Source organism: Amycolatopsis sp. cmx-11-32, assembly GCF_047608695.1.
Classification (GTDB): domain Bacteria; phylum Actinomycetota; class Actinomycetes; order Mycobacteriales; family Pseudonocardiaceae; genus Amycolatopsis.
The window spans coordinates 138,481-156,883 of record NZ_JADNQN010000017.1; the positions used below are offsets into that span (position 1 = coordinate 138,481).

Annotated in this window: 12 protein-coding genes; all 12 read right to left on the bottom strand. The window is 67.7% G+C overall.

All coding sequences use genetic code 11. The features are described 5' to 3' along the window. Position 1: 1 nt before the first annotated feature. Complete coding sequence (locus ACM6LR_RS35445; protein ID WP_414945351.1) at positions 2-3,958, bottom strand: ThuA domain-containing protein; 3,957 nt, start codon at positions 3,956-3,958, stop codon at positions 2-4. A gap of 19 nt (positions 3,959-3,977) precedes the next feature. Beyond that, on the bottom strand, positions 3,978-4,994 hold the full coding sequence (locus ACM6LR_RS35450; RefSeq protein WP_414945352.1) for a multicopper oxidase domain-containing protein: 1,017 nt from the start codon (positions 4,992-4,994) through the stop codon (positions 3,978-3,980). Between the two features lie 14 nt (positions 4,995-5,008). Then, complete coding sequence (locus ACM6LR_RS35455) at positions 5,009-5,899, bottom strand: sugar phosphate isomerase/epimerase family protein (RefSeq protein ID WP_414945353.1); 891 nt, start codon at positions 5,897-5,899, stop codon at positions 5,009-5,011. Between the two features lie 10 nt (positions 5,900-5,909). After that, entirely contained in the window at positions 5,910-6,914 is a 1,005-nt protein-coding gene (locus tag ACM6LR_RS35460) for a sugar phosphate isomerase/epimerase family protein (protein WP_414940021.1), read from the bottom strand. A gap of 64 nt (positions 6,915-6,978) precedes the next feature. After that, positions 6,979-10,104: a ThuA domain-containing protein gene (locus tag ACM6LR_RS35465; protein ID WP_414945364.1), complete on the bottom strand. Its 3,126-nt coding sequence runs from the start codon at positions 10,102-10,104 to the stop codon at positions 6,979-6,981. 212 nt (positions 10,105-10,316) lie between these two features. After that, the gene (locus tag ACM6LR_RS35470; RefSeq protein WP_414940022.1) at positions 10,317-11,690 is read right to left on the bottom strand and encodes an alkaline phosphatase family protein; all 1,374 of its coding nucleotides are present in this window, start codon (positions 11,688-11,690) and stop codon (positions 10,317-10,319) included. Continuing rightward, on the bottom strand, positions 11,687-12,760 hold the full coding sequence (gene eboE / locus ACM6LR_RS35475; RefSeq protein ID WP_414940023.1) for a metabolite traffic protein EboE: 1,074 nt from the start codon (positions 12,758-12,760) through the stop codon (positions 11,687-11,689). The genes ACM6LR_RS35470 and eboE overlap by 4 nt, the downstream gene beginning before the upstream one ends. Then, entirely contained in the window at positions 12,757-13,620 is an 864-nt protein-coding gene (locus tag ACM6LR_RS35480; protein ID WP_414940024.1) for a TatD family hydrolase, read from the bottom strand. Before ACM6LR_RS35480 ends, eboE begins: the two co-directional genes overlap by 4 nt. 4 nt (positions 13,621-13,624) lie before the next feature. Next, positions 13,625-15,037: an EboA domain-containing protein gene (locus ACM6LR_RS35485; RefSeq protein WP_414940025.1), complete on the bottom strand. Its 1,413-nt coding sequence runs from the start codon at positions 15,035-15,037 to the stop codon at positions 13,625-13,627. Next, entirely contained in the window at positions 15,034-15,882 is an 849-nt protein-coding gene (locus tag ACM6LR_RS35490) for an SCO3242 family prenyltransferase (protein ID WP_414945354.1), read from the bottom strand. Before ACM6LR_RS35490 ends, ACM6LR_RS35485 begins: the two co-directional genes overlap by 4 nt. 11 nt (positions 15,883-15,893) lie before the next feature. Then, entirely contained in the window at positions 15,894-17,051 is a 1,158-nt protein-coding gene (locus tag ACM6LR_RS35495) for an inositol-3-phosphate synthase (protein ID WP_414940028.1), read from the bottom strand. Between the two features lie 159 nt (positions 17,052-17,210). Beyond that, positions 17,211-18,380, bottom strand: coding sequence for a Gfo/Idh/MocA family protein (locus tag ACM6LR_RS35500; RefSeq protein ID WP_414940029.1), 1,170 nt, complete (start codon positions 18,378-18,380; stop codon positions 17,211-17,213). Positions 18,381-18,403 lie beyond the last annotated feature (23 nt).

An 18,403-nucleotide genomic window follows, 5' to 3' on the forward strand; every position in this document is an offset into this window, starting at 1 on the left:
GCTACAGCTGCCGCACCCGGATGTTGCGGAACTCCATCAGGTCGTTGTCACCGTGGTTCTGCAGACCGATGAACCCGCTGACGAACTGCCGGAAGTCGGTCGACGGGTCGCCCGCCCGCGACGAGTTGATCCCCGGCGCGTTCTCGAACTCGTTGATCACGACGCCGTTGCGACTGATCGTGTACTTCTGCCCGACGACCTTGACCTCGTACTCGTTCCAGGTCCCCTTCGGCTTCACGCCGGCCTGGTCCAGCGGCCGAGGATCGAAGTTGTAGATCGACCCCGTCTTCTGCGGTTCACCGGTGGCCCCGTCGTACAACTGGACCTCGTGTCCACAGTAGATCGCGACCCAGGCCTGCGACGTCTTCGCCGAACCGACGGTGCCGCAGCTGCCCGGCGGACGCTGCTCCAGCGGGGTCCGCGGGTCCGGGAACCGGACGAAGACACCACTGTTGGCACTGCCCGTCGGCGCGATGTCCTTGAACTGCAGCTTCACCGAGAAGTTGCCGAACTGCCGTGCCGAGTACCACAGCATCCCCAGCCCACCGGACGGTCGCAGTGACCCGTCCGGCTGGATGGCGAACTGCCCGGACGGCGCCTGCGACCAGTTGCGGAACGATTCCGCCGTGCCGTCGTAGATCGCGTCGTAGCCGGTGACGCCCTTGTTGCCGATGGGCGACGCGGCGGCCGTCGCGTTGATCTTGTCCGACTCGGCCGAGTTCAGCACCCCGAGGTCACCGAGCCGGTCCACGGCCTGCGTGACGTGGTTGACGAAACCGGTGTGGGAGGTCCACGTGCTCTCGTCGTCGATCAAGTCGTCGACCTTGCACCCGCCGCCCGCGTTCCGGTTGGCCACCCCGGTATCGGTGTCACCGATGGTCACCGTGGCACCGGAATCGGCGACGAAGCACCCGACACTCACCGAGTTCCGTGTGGTCACCGTCTCGCCGTCCGCGTAGGTCACGGTCAGCTTCGCGGTGTAGAGCCCGGTGCGCGGGTAGGTGTGCCGCGGGTCGGCCTGCGTCGAGATCGTGCCGTCGCCGAATTCCCACCGGTAGGAGACGCCGCCGGACTTCGACCCGGTGAAGGCCGCGGTGAGCGGCTTGTTCTGCACCATGGTCGACATCGCCGTCGCGGACGGGGTCGCCTCGCCGCCGGTGTAGCTGATCTTCAGCAGCTTCTGGTTGGCGTCCAGGGTGAAGAACCCGTTGCCGTAGTCGAGCGCGTACAGCGCGCCGTCCGGCCCGAACTTGGCGTCCATCCAGCTCTGCAGTTTTTGGTCACCACCGCCGGTCGGAAGGATCTGCCGCACCGTTTCGGCGAACAACGGCGGATCCTGCTTCGGGACGCCGTTCGGGTCGACGGTGACCGCGATCCGGTTCTGGCCGTTGCTCTGATCACCGATGAACCATTTGTCGTTCCAGTACGACGGCCACGCGACACCGCTGTTGGTGTTGACCAGGTCGCGGTGGTACGTCGGCCCGGTCATGACCGCCTGGCCGCCGCCCTTGAGGTAGGGCTGCGTGTAGGTGGCCTCGGCCGCGTTGTACGTCGGGACGGAGCTGTTGGGACGGTTGGGGAACACCGGCCCGCCGCCGTCCGGCGAGTACCAGATCATGTTCTTCTTGACCGGCGGCAGGTTCACCAGGCCGGTGTTGCGTGGCGAGGTGTTGACCGGGTTGTCGCAGTCGTACCAGCCGGTGAGGACCGCGGCGTCGGTGCTGCTGCGGTCACGGTACGGCTGCTTGTTGCCCATGCAGTACGGCCAGCCGTGGTTGCCTGCCTCGGTGATGATCGTGGCGGTCTCGTACTTCGCCGGGCCGAGTTCCGGGCTCGGCGAGGACGCGTCCGGTCCGACCCACGCGGCGGTCAGCCAGTTGGTCTTCTTGTCGACTTGCAGACGCGAGATGTTCCGCACGCCCATCACGTAGATCTCGGGCCTGGTCTTGTTTCCGGGGTCGTTCGCCTCGGGAAACAGGTTGCCAGCCGGGTTGGTGTACGTGCCGTCGGCCTCCGGGTGGATCCGCAGGATCTTCCCGTTGAGGTCGTTGGTGTTACCGGCGGTGCGGCGTGCGTCCTGGAACGAGACGCCCTTGTATTCCTGGGTCCAGTTGTTGCCGGAGTACCCGTTGGACCCCTGCGACGAGTTGCTGTCACCAGAACCGATGTAAAGATTTCCGTCCTTGTCGAAGTCCATGCCGCCACCGGCATGGCAGCAGCTGTGGATCTGGACGTCCCACGAGAGCAGGTCCTTGCGGGTCGCCTGGTCCAGCGTCTGGTTCTTCAGGTCGTAGGTGAACCGCGAGACCGTGCGCTTGCCGATCCGCTTGTCGCGGTCGATCGACTCGTGCGGCATCCAGTAGGCGTACATGAACCCGTTCTCGCTGAACTTCGGGTCCAGCATGAGCCCGAGGAGGCCTTCCTCGTTCTTGATCATTTCGCTGGTGTTGCCGCGGTTGCCCATCACCTTCAACGTGGTGAGCAGCTTCGCCTTCTTGGTGACCGGGTCCCACTGGTGGACCGTGCCGCAGCCGAGGCCGACGTTCGGGTCGTCCCAGCTTTCCACGAAACCGGTCGGGCAGGCCGCGCGGCCGATGTAGAACACCCGGCCGCTCGCGGCGATGGTCAGCCCGTGCGGCTCGCCGATCTGGTCGAGCTGGCCCGCCTGGTTCTTCGCGGTCAGGCGTTCGACCTTGTAGTTGGCCGCGATGCCCGCTTTACAGTCCCCGCGCACCATGCCGGTGGTCCACTTCAGTGCGCCGAGGAGGTGGCTGCGGAACTGGGCCTCGCCGTAGCTCGCCTCGGTCCGGCCCATCCCGGTGTAGAAGGAACGGCCACCGTCGTAGTCACGGCACCACGAGACCGGGTGGAAGGCGCCGTTGGCGCCGACTCCCGGCTTGTAGGTCGATTCCTCGACCTGCGCCACGGTGTGCACGGTGCCGACCGGGTTGACCTCCCAGTTGAGCCACCGGTCGGTGCGGATCCACTTCTGCGGCAGGCCCGCGGTGGCCGGGTTCGCCTTGTCGAGGACGTCGACCGTGGCCTGCGCCGGGTCGGGTTCGGGCGGCGGCGGGGTGGTCGAGTTGTCCTTGAACAACTTGAAGTCGGCCAGCTGGGTGGCCGATTCCCCGGCGTTGGCGGTGATGTTGAGCCGATAGTTCGCGTACGCCGTGGTGTTGGCGAAGGTGAACGTACGGCTCTGGAACCGGTCGGCGAACGCCTCGTTGGTTCGGGTGTCCAGATCGGTCCAGGTGGCCCCGTCGTGGGAACCCTGCAGGGTCCAGCTCTTCGGGTCACGACCGGCGAAGTCGTTCGCCGAGACGAGCGCGTAGCTGCTCACCGCGACCGGCGCGGCCAGCTTGTAGGCGATCCAAGCGGTGTTCGTGAAGGCCAGCCACTTGGTGTTCTCGTTGTTGTCGGCCAGTTTCTCCTTGCCCTCGTTGGGCGCGTTCTCGGCGCTCGCGGTGACCGCGGCGACCACCTCCGGGGTGGGACGAGCCCCCACCGGACGCGCTCCGATCAGCCCGGAGAACCACTGCGAACCGTCCTGCGCACGAGCGGCGTCGGACAGGCCGAGGAAACCGCCGCCCGCCTTCATGTAGTTCTGCAGCGAGCTTTCCTGGTCGCGGTTGAGCGTGATGCCCTGCGCGGAAAGGAAGACGACGCCGCGGTACTTCGCGAGGTTGGCCTGCGTGAACACCGCGGGGTCCGAAGAGGACGACACGGAGATCCCGTTCGACTGGCCAAGGCTCGCGATCGCGTCCGTGGCGCGCAGGACGGGGTCCTTCTGGTCCGCGGCGGTGCCGTGGAAGACCAGGACGTTGATCGGGACGTTCGTGGCGGCCTGTGCGGTCACCGGTGCGATGGCCAGCGGAAGTCCCGCGGTGACCACGGCCCCGACCGCCAACGCGGCCAGTGACCGTCTGCGGAGCCGGCGTTGCGAAACGTTTCGTCTCAAGATCTCGCTCCTTTCAAGTCTAGTGGTGATGGGCCGAGGCGCCGGTGGCGTCCGGCTTGGCCGTGGTGCCGTGCTGGTGTCCCTTGAACCGGTCGATCGCCTCCTGGGCGCCCGAGGGCATCCCGCCGTCGGCGTTGCGGACCAGGAACACCCCGGACATGCCGTCGTCCGAGTGCTGCTGGACGTGGCAGTGGTACATCCACGCGCCCGGCCCGACGCCGTCACCGGCGATCACCTGGAACCCGAAGGAGTTACCGGGGTCCAGGGTCTTGTTGTCGAGGATCGGGGCGTTGTCGGTCGCGCTGGTGAGCATGCCGGTGCGGGTGTCCGCCCAGCGGTGCGCGTGCAGGTGGAAGGTGTGCATCAGGTTGCCGTGCCCGATGCAGAGGAACTCGACGCGCTCGCCGAGGTTCGCCTCGAAGATCGGGGTGTTCGGGGCGATCTGGTGGTTGACCCACATCTCGGTGAACACCACGGTGAACTGCTTGCTGGGCAGCAGATCCCCGCGTTTGCGCACGATCAGACCGCCGTAGAGCCCCTTCATCAGGCCCGTGGTGCCGTGGTCGCCGCCGAACGCGTGGTCGTGGTAGTGCCAGTACCCCGCGCTGCCGGGCATCCAGAAACCGTTGGCCGCCTGGTAAGCCGTCCGCGTCTTCCAGGTGTAAGTCTTGGTCTCGTACGGCTTGTTGAACGAATCGTTGAACGGCGAGCCGTCCGACTTGGTGTCGTAGTTGACGCCGTGCGGGTGAATCGAAAGCCGCTGGTCGGTGTTGTTGACCAGTTCGATCACCAGCGTGTCGCCCTCGTAGCACTCCAGGAGGGGCCCGGGGATCGTCGGTTTACCGGGCTCGAGCCCGTAACCGACCCGGGTCGAACCGGGAACGTAGTCGGCGTACACCGTGATGTTGCGGGTCATCCCGGCCGCGGCGGCGGGTGACGAACCGGCGCCGGCCGACACCACGACCGGGGCGATGACCCCGGCCGCGGTACCCGCGAGCATCGATCTGCGGGACAACCCGCGTTTGTGCTTGTCCATTGTGGAGTCCCCAGTCAGAAGCGGACGTTGCGGAGATAGGTGAATCCGGTCTGGGCGGTGCTCAGGGGATCCGTGGGGTTGTCGTGCTCGACGATGTACTCGCCCACGTTCGCGCGGGTGTTCCGGAAGATGCGCGGGAAGTCGATGACACCCTGGCCGGGGTCGACCATCTTCCCGTCCGCCGTCCGGTCCTTGACGTGGTACTGGACCACGCGCGGGAAGTGTCGGCGGTACAGGGAAATCGGGTCGACGCCGCCTTCCACCGCCCAGAACAGGTCGATCTCCAAGTGCACGTGACGCGGGTTCGTGTTCCTGGTGAGCACGTCGTACGGGCGCACGCCGCCGATGGGCGTGAACTCGTGCGCGTGGTTGTGGTACCCGAGTGGGATCCCGGCCCGGCGGAACTTCCGTGCCGCCGTGTCCATCCGTCCGGCGAACTGCTTCCAGCCGTCGATGGTGTCGAAGTTCGCCCACGGCACATTGGCGCGGGTGTTCCCGAGGACCTTCGCGTCCGCGATGGTCTTGTCGAGATCGCCGTCGATGCCGATGTGCGTGGACGTCGCCCGGATGCGGTTCTTGTCGAGCAGGCCGCGGAACTCCTTGGCCGTACGGCCGTAGGTCCCGGCCAGTTCGACCTTCCGGTAGCCGATTTCCGCCAACGCGGACAGGGTGCCCGGTAGATCGGCCTCCAGCGCGGCGCGCAGGGAGTAGAGCTGGATGCTGATCTTGTCGACCGGGACACGGCCGTGGCCATGACCGTGTCCGTGCCCTTGTGTCTCCACCTCGGTCGTGGCGTGCGCGAGCCCCGGCAGGGCTACCGCCGCGCCGACCGCGACCGCCGCCGTCGCGGCACCTCGGAGGAGTGACCGTCGAGAGTGGAACCGCTCAGCTTCTTCACCGCACATGAAACCGCCCTCACTTCTGGTTGCTGAAAGCCGCGTCGAAGGCCGCCGACGGCTTGTCGAACAGGAGCCCCCGCAGATAGGTCACGGCTTCCGCCGCGCCCCGGAGCCGGTCCATGCCGGCGTCTTCCCACTCCACCGAGATCGGACCGGCGTAGCCGATCGAATTCAGTGCCCGGAAACAGTCCTCCCACGGCACATCGCCGTGCCCGGTCGAAACGAAGTCCCAGCCGCGTCGGGGGTCTCCCCAGGGGAGATGTGAGCCGAGCCGTCCGTTCCGTCCGTCGAACCGCTTCCTGGTGTCCTTGCAGTCCACGTGGTAGATCCGGTCGGCGAAATCGAGGATGAAGCCGACCGGGTCGAGGTCCTGCCAGATGAAATGCGAAGGATCCCAATTCAGCCCGAACGCCGGACGGTTACCGACAGCTTCGAGCGCACGCTTTGTCGTCCAGTAGTCGTAAGCGATCTCCGAGGGATGCACCTCGTGCGCGAACCGCACACCGACCTCGTCGAAGACGTCGAGGATCGGGTTCCACCGGTCGGCGAAGTCGGCATAGCCGTCGTCGATGACCGCCTGCGACACCGGCGGGAACATCGCGACGTACTTCCACGTCTTCGAACCGGTGAAGCCGATCACCGTGTCCACCCCGAGTTTCGCCGCCGCACGGGCGGTGTCGGCCATTTCCATCGCGGCCCGCTGCCGGACGCCTTCCGGTTCACCGTCGCCCCACACCCGAGAAGGAATTATGGCCCGGTGGCGTTCGTCGATGGGGTCGTCGCAAATGGCCTGGCCGACGAGGTGGTTGGAAATGGCCCACACCTTGAGGCCGTGCTCGGCGAGCAGCTTCTGTCGTTTTGGCACATAGTCCTCTTCGGACAGTGCGCGGTCGACCTCGAAGTGATCGCCGGAACACGCGATCTCAAGGCCGTCGTAGCCCCATTCGCTGGCCAGCCTGCACACCTCGGTGAACGGGAGATCCGCCCACTGGCCGGTGAACAGGGTGATCGGACGGCTCATCAGTTCTCCTTCTCTATCTGGTGGTGAAACCGCCATAGATGTCGCAGTGGGTTCACGCGTATGGTCACCCCTTCGAATTCACCTCAGCTCCGCTCACAGATTGCTCGAAGGTGATCGCGTCCAGGTCGAACAAACTTCCGGTGCCCGAACCGCGGAACACGAGGTACAGCGGGCCGGTCCCACCGGGGTCGGTGATCGCGGCGGGCGAGATGTCGGCGTAGGTGTCCCAGCCGCCGGTGTTGGCGACGGTGACCGTCTGCACCAGCGGACCGTCCACCGCACCCGAGCGGACCTCGATCGTGCCGCCGTCCCCACCGGAGGAGACTCGGTAGCCGATGCCGCTGACACCCACGAGGTTCACCGGGTCGAATTCGATCCAGTCACCGGCTTCGATGTGGCCGACGCGTTTGCCGCCACTGGCGCCGTCGTGTCCGACGACCTCGATCCCGCTGGACCGGGTGTAGAACTCCGCCTGCTTCACCTTGGGCTGCAGCAAGGATTCCGCCTCGCCGGTCAGCGCCGGGACACCGCTTCCGCCGTTGTCGGTGTAGCTGGCGTTGATGACGCCGAACACGTTGGCGTCCGCGCCGTGGCCTTCGTCGGCGGGGGTGGCGATGGTGCCTTCACAGCCGGTCGCGCGGCTCAGCGGATGTCCGTGCCCCTCGTGGCCGAGGATGTATTCGACGGTCACCTTGGCGCAGTCGATCGGGTTGTCCTCGGCGTCGATCACCTCGACCTTGAACGGGACCTTGTCCCCGAAGCTGAACACGCTGCCGTTGACCGGGGTCTTGAGCGTGACCACCGGCGCGGTGTTGCCGACGGTGACCACCACACTCGCCGAGCCGGTCAGACCGGTGGGGTCGGTGACCGAAAGCTTCGCCGTGTACTGGCCGTTCGCGGGGTAGGTGTGGGAAACCGGGGCCGCTTCGGTGGAGTCGGTCGTGCCGTTCCCGTCGAAGTCCCAGGCGTAGGTCAGCGCTCCTCCGTCGGGATCGTTCGTCCCGGCCGGGTCGAACCCGACGGTCAGCGGCGCCTGGCCGGACGTCTTGTCCGCGGCCACCCTGACGACGGGTGTCCGCCTGCCTTTGGTGTAGTCGACGCGGTAGACCGCGGATTCCTTGGAGCCGCCGAAGTATCCGGTGCCGTAGTCGAGGACGTACATCGCGCCGTCCGGGCCGAATTCGATGTTCATCGGGCGGACCAGGTCCATCGAGTCGAAGAACGGCTTGATGGCACCGCGTTCACCGTTCTTGCCGACGGCGATCTCCTTGATCCAGCCGCGTTCCCATTCGTAGGCGAAGGTCTTGCCGTTGAAGTACTCCGGGAACTTCGTCTGCGACGGGTTCTTCGCGTCGTACTGGTAGACCGGGCCACCCATCGGGGATTCGGGGCCGGTACCGAACTCGGGCAGCGAACCGCCGTCGTAGGGAATCCACGCCTTCTCGACCGGGGGCAGATCGGTCAGCCCGGTGTTGCGCGGGCTGGTGTTCTTCGGCTTGGCGCAGTCGAAGGCGGCACCGGACTGCTTCGTGGCGAAGTCGTAGTCGATGAACGGCTGGTTGTCCCCAATGCAGTAGGGCCAGCCGAAGTTGCCCGGTTTCTTGATCAGGTTGAACTCGACCGTGCCACCCGGGCCGCGCTTGGGGTCGGCCGCACCGGCGTCGGGTCCGTAGTCGGCGAGGTGGATCCAGCCGGTCTTGCGGTCCACGGCGAACCGGAACGGGTTACGGAAGCCCATCGCGTAGATCTCGGGCTTGGTCTTGGGCTTGCCCTTCGCGAAGAGGTTGCCCTTGGGCACGGTGTACTTGCCCTTGGCGTCGACCTTGATCCGCAGCACCTTGCCGCGCAGATCGTTGGTGTTGCCGGAGCTGCGCTGCGCGTCGTAGACCGGGTTACGGTCGGCGCGTTCGTCGATCGGGGTGAAACCGTCCGAGGAGAACGGGTTGGAATCGTCCCCTGTGGACAGATACAGGTTGCCCTGCGCGTCGAAGTCGATCTCGCCGCCGGCGTGGCAGCAGATGCCGCGTTCGGCCGGGACCTGGAGGATCTTCTGCTCGCTCGCGAGATCCAGGTTGTTGTCGGTATCGAGCTTGAACCGCGAGAGCTGGTTGTAACCCTTGAACGGCGCGAAGTCGGCCGGGGTGCCGTTCTCCGGCGCGTCACCGGCCGGAGTGTTCAGCTTGGGCGCGTAATACAGGTAGACCCAGCGGTTCTTCGCGAAGTCCGGGTCGATGGCGACGCCCTGGAGACCGTCCTCGTCGTGGTGGTAGACCGGGATCGTGGCGGCCGGCTTGGTCGTCGCCGACGAGCTGGTGTACCAGACGCGGCCGTCACGTGAGGTGTGCAGGACGTCGCGGTTGGGCAGCACGGAAAGCGCGATCGGCTCACCGGTCTTCTCCTCGCCCTTGGCGAGGGTGATCTGGTCGAAGTCCGCGTCCACCGGATCCGCCTCCGCCTGCTTGGCGCAACCCGCCTTGCTCAGCTTGGTGGCGTATTTGATGCCACCCACGAGGTGCGAGCGGAACGCGGGTTCGGTGTAGGACTCCTTGGTGTGCCCGCCGCCGGTGTACCAGGAGCGGCCGCCGGAGTTCTCGTGGCACCAGGCGATCGGGTGGTCGCCCATCGCGCCGTCGCCGGGCTGGTAGCTCTTCTCGTCCAGGCTGGCCAGGACGTTGACCTTGCTCCGCGGGTTCTCACGATAGTTGTACCACTCATCGGTACGCGGCCAGGTCTCCGGCAGATCCACAGTGGACACGTGGTCGTGGTCCTCGACCTTGACGTTCGCCTTCTGGATCCGCGGATGGGACTTGAAATACGCCCCGACCAGGTCGCCGTACCAGGGCCAGTCGTATTCGGTGTCGGAGGCGGCGTGCACGCCCACATACCCGCCGCCTCCCTTCACGTACCGCTCGAACGCGGCCTGCTGGTCCGCGTTCAGCACGTCACCGGTGGTGGAAAGCCAGACCACCGCGTTGAAGCGCTTGAGGTTCGCGTCGGTGAAGACCGCCGCGTCCTCGGTGGCTTCCACCCCGAAGTGGTTTCGCGCACCCAGTTCCTTGATCGCCAGGATCCCCGTGGGGATCGAATCGTGGCGGAAGCCCGCGGTTTTGGAGAACACGAGCACCGTCGCCGCTTCGTGCTCCGGTGCGGCCTGCACCGGTAGCGCGACGCCTGTCAAAGCCGTGACCATCGACGTGACGAGCACGCTTAGTCGTCGTTTCAAGGACATAGCTGTGGCGATCCTTTCGATGAGCGGCGGCGATCAAGGAACCGGATGCGAGTGGAGCTTCCTTTCGTGAGATCTGGGGATGGGGTGTGTCGCGAAAGCCACTTTCGGGACACCAGACGTCGCGAAAGTGGCTTTCGCGACACGTCCCGGCTAGCCGGCCTCTGACCCTCCCGTCATTTCAGGCCTTGCAGGGAAAGAAGCAGCGGGTGGACGTCCGTCGCGACGATGCGGCCGGACGGTTGGAAGGCCGGGTCGGAGCAGAGCAGCACCGGACCGTCCTCGGTGGAATCCGGCAGCCGCCCGTGTGAACCGCGCACCCAGCGCGGGTCGGTCGGGACGACGTCCATCGCGTACCGCAGCCCGGCGAACTTCTTCGCCAGGTTGAGCCCGGCCCGCGCCTTGGCGAACTTGTCCTCCGGGTCGAAGAACAGCTCGGCGGGGTCGTAACCCGGTTTGCGGTGGATCTCGACGCCGCGTGCGAAGTCGGGCTTCCGCTCGTCGTCGAGCCAGTAGTAATAGGTGAACCACGAGTCCGGCTCCGCGACCGCGACGAGTTCACCGGCGCGTTCGTGGTCGATCCCGTACTTGGCCTGCGCCTCGCGGTCGAGGACCTCGTCGACGCCGGTCAGTTCGCCGACGATCGAACGCACTCGCTCCACCTCGGAGGAGTCGCGGACGTAGACGTGCGCGACCTGGTGGTCGGCGACGGCGAACGCGCGTGACGCCCACGGGTCGAGGTACTCCATGCCCGCCTGGGTGTAGACCTCCAGCAAGCCCTCGCGACGCAGTGCCCGGTTGATGTCGACCGGCCTGCTGACGTTCGTGATCCCGTACTCGCTGAGCGCGACCACGGTCGCCCCGGCGTCGCGGGCGTCGTCGAGCAGTGGCGCGAGCGCGTTGTCCAGTTCCCGCGCGGCGCTCCTGGCCCGCGGCGCGTCGGGGCCGAAGCGCTGCAGGTCGTAGTCCAGGTGCGGGACGTAGGTCAGCAGCAGATCCGGGCGTTTCTCGCGCAGGATCTGCCGGGACGCGCCGATGACCCACTTGCTGGACTTGATCGAAGCCGTCGGGCCCCAGTACTGGAAGAGCGGGAACTCCCCCAGCGCGCCGGTCAGCTGATCGTGCAGTTCCGGCGGGCGCACGTACGCGTCGGGGGACTTGCGGCCGTCGGCGTGGTAGATCGGCCGCGGGGTCACCGTGACATCGGTGCTCATCCCCATCGCGTACCACCAGCACACGTTCGCCGACGTGTAGCCGGGGTGCGCCGCCCGCGCGGTCTCCCACAGCTTCTCGCCGCCGACGAGCCGGTTGTGCTGGCGCCACAGGAAGATCTCGCCGAGTTCGCGGAAGTACCAGCCGTTGCCGACGATCCCGTGCTGCGCGGGCATGAGCCCGGTGAGGAACGTCGATTGCGCGCTGCAGGTGACGGCGGGCAGCACCGTGCCCAGTTCGGCCTGCCAGCCGTCGCGGGCGACGGCGGACAGGTTCGGCATGTCCCGCAACGCCTTCGGGGTCAGCCCGACGACGTCGATGACGACCAGTGGCTTCATGCGGAAACCCCTTCCCTGGTGAGGTTCGCCTCGGCCCACTCGAGTTCCGCGGCGATCCCGCCGACGAGGTCACCCGCGTCCGGGAGCACGCTCCAGGTGTAGGTCTCGACCTCGATGTGCGGTTCGCCGGGCAGCCCGGCGGCGACGGTGCGCAGGACGTCCGTCGTGGTGGCCAGCGGCGCGGCCGGGGCCTGGTGCAGCGGCAGGTGGAAGTGCACCCGCCACGGGCCTTCCCCCGGCAGTTCCGTCCATGCCTCTGGCAGGTCGTCGGCCTTGTGCACGACGCCGTCGGCGCCGAGTTCCCGCACCTGGTGCAGGTAGCGCGGTTCGGCGAAGGCGGCCAGAACTTCACGTGCCTCGGCAGGCTTTTCGACGTGTAACGCCGCGGAGGCCTGCACCTTGACGATGTCCACATCGGACTCCACGATCGCCTTGATGGTCTCCGCCGGGTCGGCGAAGGACACCGCGAGGTGACAGGTGTCCAGGCACAGCCCAACGTACTCCGGGTCGACGCGGCCGGAAAGCCAGTCGAGCGCGTCGGCGACGGTGTCGAGGACACAGCCGGGTTCGGGTTCGACGGCCAACTTGATCGGCCGGTCACCGATCGCCCGGACGACCTGGCCGAAAGCCTCGGCCGCGCGGCGGTCGTCGTGCTCGGTCCACGGCTCGCGCCACGCGAGCGGCAACGTGGAGATGCTGCCGTACGTCGCGTCCTCGGCGAGCAGGTCGGACAGCACGTTCACGCAGTCGATCGTGTACGCGACCCGATCCGGATCAGTCCACTCAGGACGGTAGACCGCGTGCTTGACGACCTCGTCGTGGAAACCGCCATACGGGAACGCGTTGAGCGTGTAGACGCTGAGCCCGCGCGCGTCGAGTTCGGCGCGGAAGTCCTTGCGCGCCTGAGCGTTGTCGGCGAGTCCGCGCGCGACCGGCGCGGAGAGCCACAGTCCGACGCCGAGCCGGTCGGCGCCCAGCCGCTCACGCACCGGGAGCGCGTACCGCTCCAGCTGCGCGACGATGCCCTCGACGTCCTCGCCCGCGTGGACGTTCGTACAGTAGGAGATCATTTGCGGGCACCTCGCAGGACCGAGTTGCCCTCGAAGGTCACTGCCTCACCGGTGAACCCGGGCAGCGGGTCGAGCGTGAGGCGGCCGCTCTGGCCGTAGAAGTCGACCGGGTTCTGCCACAGCACCTTGTCGACGTCGGCCTCGGTGAACCCGCCGTCGAGCATCGCCTGACCGGTTTTGGCGGTCTTCAGCGGGTCGGAGCGGCCCCAGTCCGCGGCCGAGTTGACGATCATCTTGTCCAGCCCGTACCGGCGCAGGATCTCGACCATCCGGTGTTCGTCCATTTTGGTGTCCGGGTAGATCGAGAAACCCATCCAGGCACCGGAATCCTTGACCAGTTCGACGGTGACCTCGTTGAGGTGGTCGACGACCACGCGCTCCGGCGCGACGCCTGCCTCACGGACGACGTCGAGTGTGCGCTTGGTGCCTTCCAGCTTGTCGCGGTGCGGGGTGTGCACCAGCACCGGGAGGTCGTGTTCGAGGGCCAGCGCCAGTTGCCGCGCGAAGACCTCGTCCTCTTCCTTGGTCATCGAGTCGTAGCCGACCTCGCCGACCGCGACGACGCCGTCCTTGGCCAGGTACCTCGGGAGCACGTCGAGCACCTCGCGGCAGCGGGGATCGTTGGCTTCCTTGGGGTTCAGCGCGATCGTGCAGTGGTGCCGGATGCCGAACCGGGCGGCGCGGAACCGTTCCCAGCCGATGAGCGCGTCGAAGTAGTCGGTGTACGAGCCGACACTGGTGCGCGGCTGCCCCAACCAGAACGCGGGTTCGACCAGTGCGCGGACGCCGGAGGCGTACATGGCTTCGTAGTCGTCGGTGGTCCGGGAGGACATGTGGATGTGGGGATCGAAGATGCGCATTGTGCTAGTTCTCCTTGAGGAGTTCGAGGGCGTCGGCGGGAACGTCACGTCCGGCCGCCCTGCGTTCGTCGGCGAAATCGGCGAGCATGCGTCTGAGTTCGTCGTCCGCGCGGGAAGTGAGGTCCGCGACGGCGGCCAGTGGCACGCCGACGAAGACGCATTTGAGGACACCGTGCCGCCAGGTGTGCCCGTCGAGGTGCCGGGCGAAGGCACCCATGGCGGCGCCGACCAGGCGGATGTCGTTGGCGCGCAGCGCGTCTTGGACCAGCTGGACACCGGCGTCGATGACCTCGGCGGCCGGGGACTCCAGCGCGTTGAGCCCCCGCAGCACTCCGCGCCGCTCGGCGTCGTCGCCGTAGCGGTAGAGGTCCCGCAGTTCGGCGGCCAGTGCCGAGGCGTCGAGGACGTCGGCCAGCACCATGACGAGCCGGACGCGTGCCCGGTCGTCGATGGTGCCGTGGACCAGCCCCTGCGGATCGGTACCGGGTCGCAGCGCGGCCCGGCCGACCTCACGACCGGCGGCCGGGAAGAGCGAGCCGACGACCGACGGCTTCTCCCGGATCCTGCCTTCCGCCCTTTCCAGCCACGACTCCGGCATCGCCGCGGTCAATGCCGTGAAGGCACGCCGTGCGGTGTCCGGGGCGGCGTGACTGTGCCGGGGCAGCTCGACCGCGGCCAACCCGGTGTAGCCGATCTCGGCCAGTGCCCCCAAAGTCGCGGGCAGATCCAGCTGCCCGTCGCCGAACTCCAGATGTTCGTGGACTCCTGGCAGCATGTCGTCCAGCTGCACGTTCCACAGCAGCGGACCGGCGAGGCGGACGCATTCGGCCGCGTCCACCGGCTCGACGGCGACGCAGTGCCCGACGTCGAGCGTGACGCCGAACAGTTCCGGTTCGCCGAGTTCTTTGCGCAGGTCAAGGACCTGGCTCAGCTGCTGCACGAGGTGCCCGGGCTCGGGTTCCATCGCGAGCCGGACGTTCAGCCGCGCGGCGTGCTCCAGTACCACCGCGACGCCCTCGCGCAACCGGGACCACGCGACGTCATTGTCCATAGTGGACACGCCTGACCAGAAGGAGACGCAATCGGCACCGAGGTCCTTCGCGATCTGCAAGGCCCGCGCCAGGAAGTCGATCCGAAGCGCGGGATCGTCGGAGAGCAGCGTCGGCGAGTGCTTGCGCCACGGGTCGAGCAGATAGCGCGCACCCGTTTCGATCACGACCCGATTCAGGCCGAGCGCCGAAAGCCGGGAGGCCACGTGGTCGACCTGTCGCGCCAGATCGTCGGCGAACGGGTCGAGGTGGTCGTGGTCCAGCGTCAGCGCCACCCCGGTGTAGCCGAGGTCGGCGAGCACGGCGAGCGCGTCGTCGAGGCGGTGGTTGGAGAACCCGTTGGTGCCGTATCCCAGCTGGAAGCTCATGTGGGGCTCACCTTCCGCGACAGCTTGCGGGCGATCGGCAACGCGGCCGCGACCAGCGCCGCCCCCAGTAGGGAGCCCTTGGCCGTGACCGCCGCCTGCAGCGGGACCATGCCGTGGATGCCGGTCTTGGTCGCCGTGCGCACGGCCTTCGCCGACGGGTCGCGGACGGCGTCCGCCTGCGCCCGGCCGACCATCCCCGCGTATCCCGAGCCGGCGGCCATCGACGCCATCCGGTGCCTGCCACCGCGGGCCGGACCGGTCAATGCCAACGTTGTCGCCGCACAGGTCGTGGCGAGCGCGGCACGAGCCGTTCCCGGGCTCGCACCGTGTACTTCCCCGGTGGACAACGCCGTGACGCCGAGCGTGTGAACGCCCACCGCCGCCGCGGAGGTAAGAGCACGACGAGTTTCGCCACCCGCACCCAGCAGGACGTCGAGCGTGCGGCAGGCCGCCATCGCCACCGGTCCGGCCGGGGTCGGTTTGAGGACGGTGTCGTAGGCCCAGACCGCGGCCGCGAGCGGGACCGCGACCTTCATCGCCGTACGGCCACCGCCGAGCGCGGCCAGGCCGAGCCCGGCCGCGGTCAGCGCGGCCCCGGTGGTGAGCGCCGCGCCCGCGCTCACCCGCCCGGACGGGATCGGCCGCTCGGGACGCTCCACGGCGTCGAGCTTCCGGTCCGCCCAGTCGTTGAGGGCCATTCCGGCCCAGTAGAAGGCGACCGAGGACAGCGGCAGCAGCAGTCGTCGCCCGGTCATCTTGAGTCCCGCCGCGGCGGACCCGGCGACCGTGTCGCCGAGCACCGTCAGCGCGGCGGGCGCTCGCACGAGTTCCACGTACGGTTTCAAAGCGGGAGCCTTCACAGGGCGGCCGCCCAGGCGATCAGGCGGGTGGACTGCTCGGCGAAGCGGTGCTCGTCGCTGCCCAGTGGATCCTTGAAGAAGAAGCCGAGTTCGGTCAGCGCGCCGCTGTGTCCGGCGGCGTGCGCGGTGGTGACCAGGCGGGCGAGGTCGAGGATCAGCGGTGCCGCGAGCGCGGAGTCATACCCGGTCCAGGTGAACTGCAGACTCATGCGCGCGCCGAGGAATCCCTCGAACGACACGTGGTCCCACGCGGTCTTGACCTCACCGAGGTCGGGCACGTTGTCGATGTGCAGCGGTGCGACGACGTCCTCGCCGAGCAGTGCCGCGAGTCCGCGTGCCTTCGATTCCAGCTTGCTGTTCGCGGTCACCGGGTCGGCCAGCGTCTCGCCGTCACCGCCGCCGAGGAGGTTGGTGCCCGCCCAGGAACGGACCTTCAGCGCCCGCGCGCTGAACATCGGCGCGAGGACGGTGCGCAGCAGGGTCTCGCCGGTCTTGCCGTCGGAACCCGCGTACGGCAGGCCTTCCCGCTCGGCGAGCTGCCGCAGCGCGGGCAGGGTGATCCCGGCGGACGGCGTGAACTCGACGTACGGAGAACCCGCCTTCAGTGCCGCGTAGGCCGAAAGCGAACTGGAGGGCAGGACCGCCCGCGCCGGATCCGCGAGTGCGTTTTCGAGGACGTCGAGGTCCTCGTGTTCGGGCAGGTGGGGGCACGGGGCCTCGGTGGAGGACACGTTGACCACCACGACCCGCGCGAGGTCGTGCCGACCGGCGAAAGCTCGGATGTCCGCGGTGAGCCGGGCGGCCGCGTCGGACTGGGCACCCGTATGCGTCGCCGGGTGGTAGCCGTCGCGGATCTCGGCGTCCACTTCGGCCAGCCCGGACCGGACCGCCGAGAACACCGAATGTCCGAACACGCCGGCGTGCGCCAGCTGCTCGGCCCGCTTCTCCAGCGGGGTGTGCACGATGTCGTGCCCGCCGAGGACCAGATCATCCCAGTCCGGCAACGGAACGCGAGCGAAAGCCGGCAGTTCGGTGACGCAACCGCCACCGCCCGTCACCCCCGCGCGGAGGGCGAGCAGCCCTACCGCGGCGGTGGTGGCGACAGACCCCCTCGCACCGATCAACCAGATGCCCGTACGCTCGTGAGCAGGCATTTCTCCACCTTTCCCAAACCCGAAAACGTCAATTGTGTTCACCATCGGATGGTCGGACGTTTCCGGATCAAACCAAGTCGCAGTGATAGCCGTCATGCGACTTTCGGCTGGATCTACGCTGCTGTTACCACCCCGCCTCCTCGGTTTTTCCCCATGTCCTCAGTTACTCCCCTTCGCAGTGACACCGGGCACAGCGGTCCATCGCGCCTCTTCGGCCGCGCTGCGCTCGACCGCGTCGAGAACCTGCTGAACCCTCAATCCGTCCTCGAAGGACGGCTCGGGATCCGTGCCGCCGCCGATCGCGGTGAGCAGGTCGGCGACCTCGTTGGTGAAGGTGTGCTCGTAGCCGAGGAGGTGCCCCGGCGGCCACCACGCCCCGACGTACGGATGCTCGGGTTCGGTGACCAGGATCCGGCGGAACCCGGCCTCGGTGGCGGGTTGCCCACCGTCGAACCAGGACAGTTCGTTCATTGATTCGAAGTCGAACGCGAAGCTCGCCTTCGACCCGTTGATCTCCAGCCGCATCGCGTTCTTGCGGCCCAGCGCGAACCGGGTCGCCTCGAAACTCGCCACCGCCCCGCCGGTGAACCGGCCGAGGAACAGGGCGGTGTCGTCGACCGTGACCTGCCCTGTCCCGCCGTCGCCGTCCGGCCGCTCCTTGACGAAGGTGTCGGTGAGCGCGGAAACCCCGGTGATCGTCTCGCCGGTGACGAACTGGGCGGCGTCGACGATGTGCGCGCCGAGGTCCCCCAGCGCACCCGAGCCCGCCTTGTCCTTGTGCAGCCGCCAGGTCATCGGCGACCGCGGGTCGGACAGCCAGTCCTGCAAATACACCGACCGCACGTGGCGGATCTCGCCGAGCGCCCCGCTCGCGACCAGCTTCCTGGCGTGCGCGAGCGCGGGCACCCGGCGGTAGTTGAAGGCCACCATCGACCGGACGCCGTTCGCGCGTGCCTTCGCCGCCGCCTCGGCCATCGCTTCGGCTTCGCCGAGGGTGTTGGCCAGCGGTTTCTCGCACAGCACGTGCTTCCCGGCTTCGAGCGCGGCGATCGCGATCTCGGCGTGGCTGTCGCCCGGCGTGCAGATGTCGACCAGGTCGACGTCGTCGCGGGCGATCAGCGCGCGCCAATCCGTCTCGACGTCTTCCCAGCCGAACCGTTCCGCCGCGGCCTTCGCCCGCACCTCGTCACGGCCGCCGAGCACGGCGAGTCTCGGGATCAGCGGTGGCGCGAAGAAGCGGTGCACACTGCGCCACGCGTGCGAATGCACCGCACCCATGAACGCGTGGCCCACCATGCCGATCCCGATCGTTTCCTTTGCCGTGCTCATGCCCCTCCTAGATCGTGCTGCTG

Bases quoted from the DNA above. Each gene is read 5' to 3' on its own strand.
- ACM6LR_RS35450 (WP_414945352.1), bottom strand. From the start codon at position 4,994: ATGGACAAGCACAAACGCGGGTTGTCCCGCAGATCGATGCTCGCGGGT.
- ACM6LR_RS35470 (WP_414940022.1), bottom strand. From the start codon at position 11,690: ATGAAGCCACTGGTCGTCATCGACGTCGTCGGGCTGACCCCGAAGGCG.
- ACM6LR_RS35480 (WP_414940024.1), bottom strand. From the start codon at position 13,620: ATGCGCATCTTCGATCCCCACATCCACATGTCCTCCCGGACCACCGAC.
- ACM6LR_RS35495 (WP_414940028.1), bottom strand. From the start codon at position 17,051: ATGCCTGCTCACGAGCGTACGGGCATCTGGTTGATCGGTGCGAGGGGG.
- ACM6LR_RS35455 (WP_414945353.1), bottom strand. From the start codon at position 5,899: ATGTGCGGTGAAGAAGCTGAGCGGTTCCACTCTCGACGGTCACTCCTC.
- ACM6LR_RS35500 (WP_414940029.1), bottom strand. From the start codon at position 18,380: ATGAGCACGGCAAAGGAAACGATCGGGATCGGCATGGTGGGCCACGCG.
- eboE (WP_414940023.1), bottom strand. From the start codon at position 12,760: ATGATCTCCTACTGTACGAACGTCCACGCGGGCGAGGACGTCGAGGGC.
- ACM6LR_RS35460 (WP_414940021.1), bottom strand. From the start codon at position 6,914: ATGAGCCGTCCGATCACCCTGTTCACCGGCCAGTGGGCGGATCTCCCG.
- ACM6LR_RS35485 (WP_414940025.1), bottom strand. From the start codon at position 15,037: ATGAGCTTCCAGCTGGGATACGGCACCAACGGGTTCTCCAACCACCGC.
- ACM6LR_RS35465 (WP_414945364.1), bottom strand. From the start codon at position 10,104: ATGGTCACGGCTTTGACAGGCGTCGCGCTACCGGTGCAGGCCGCACCG.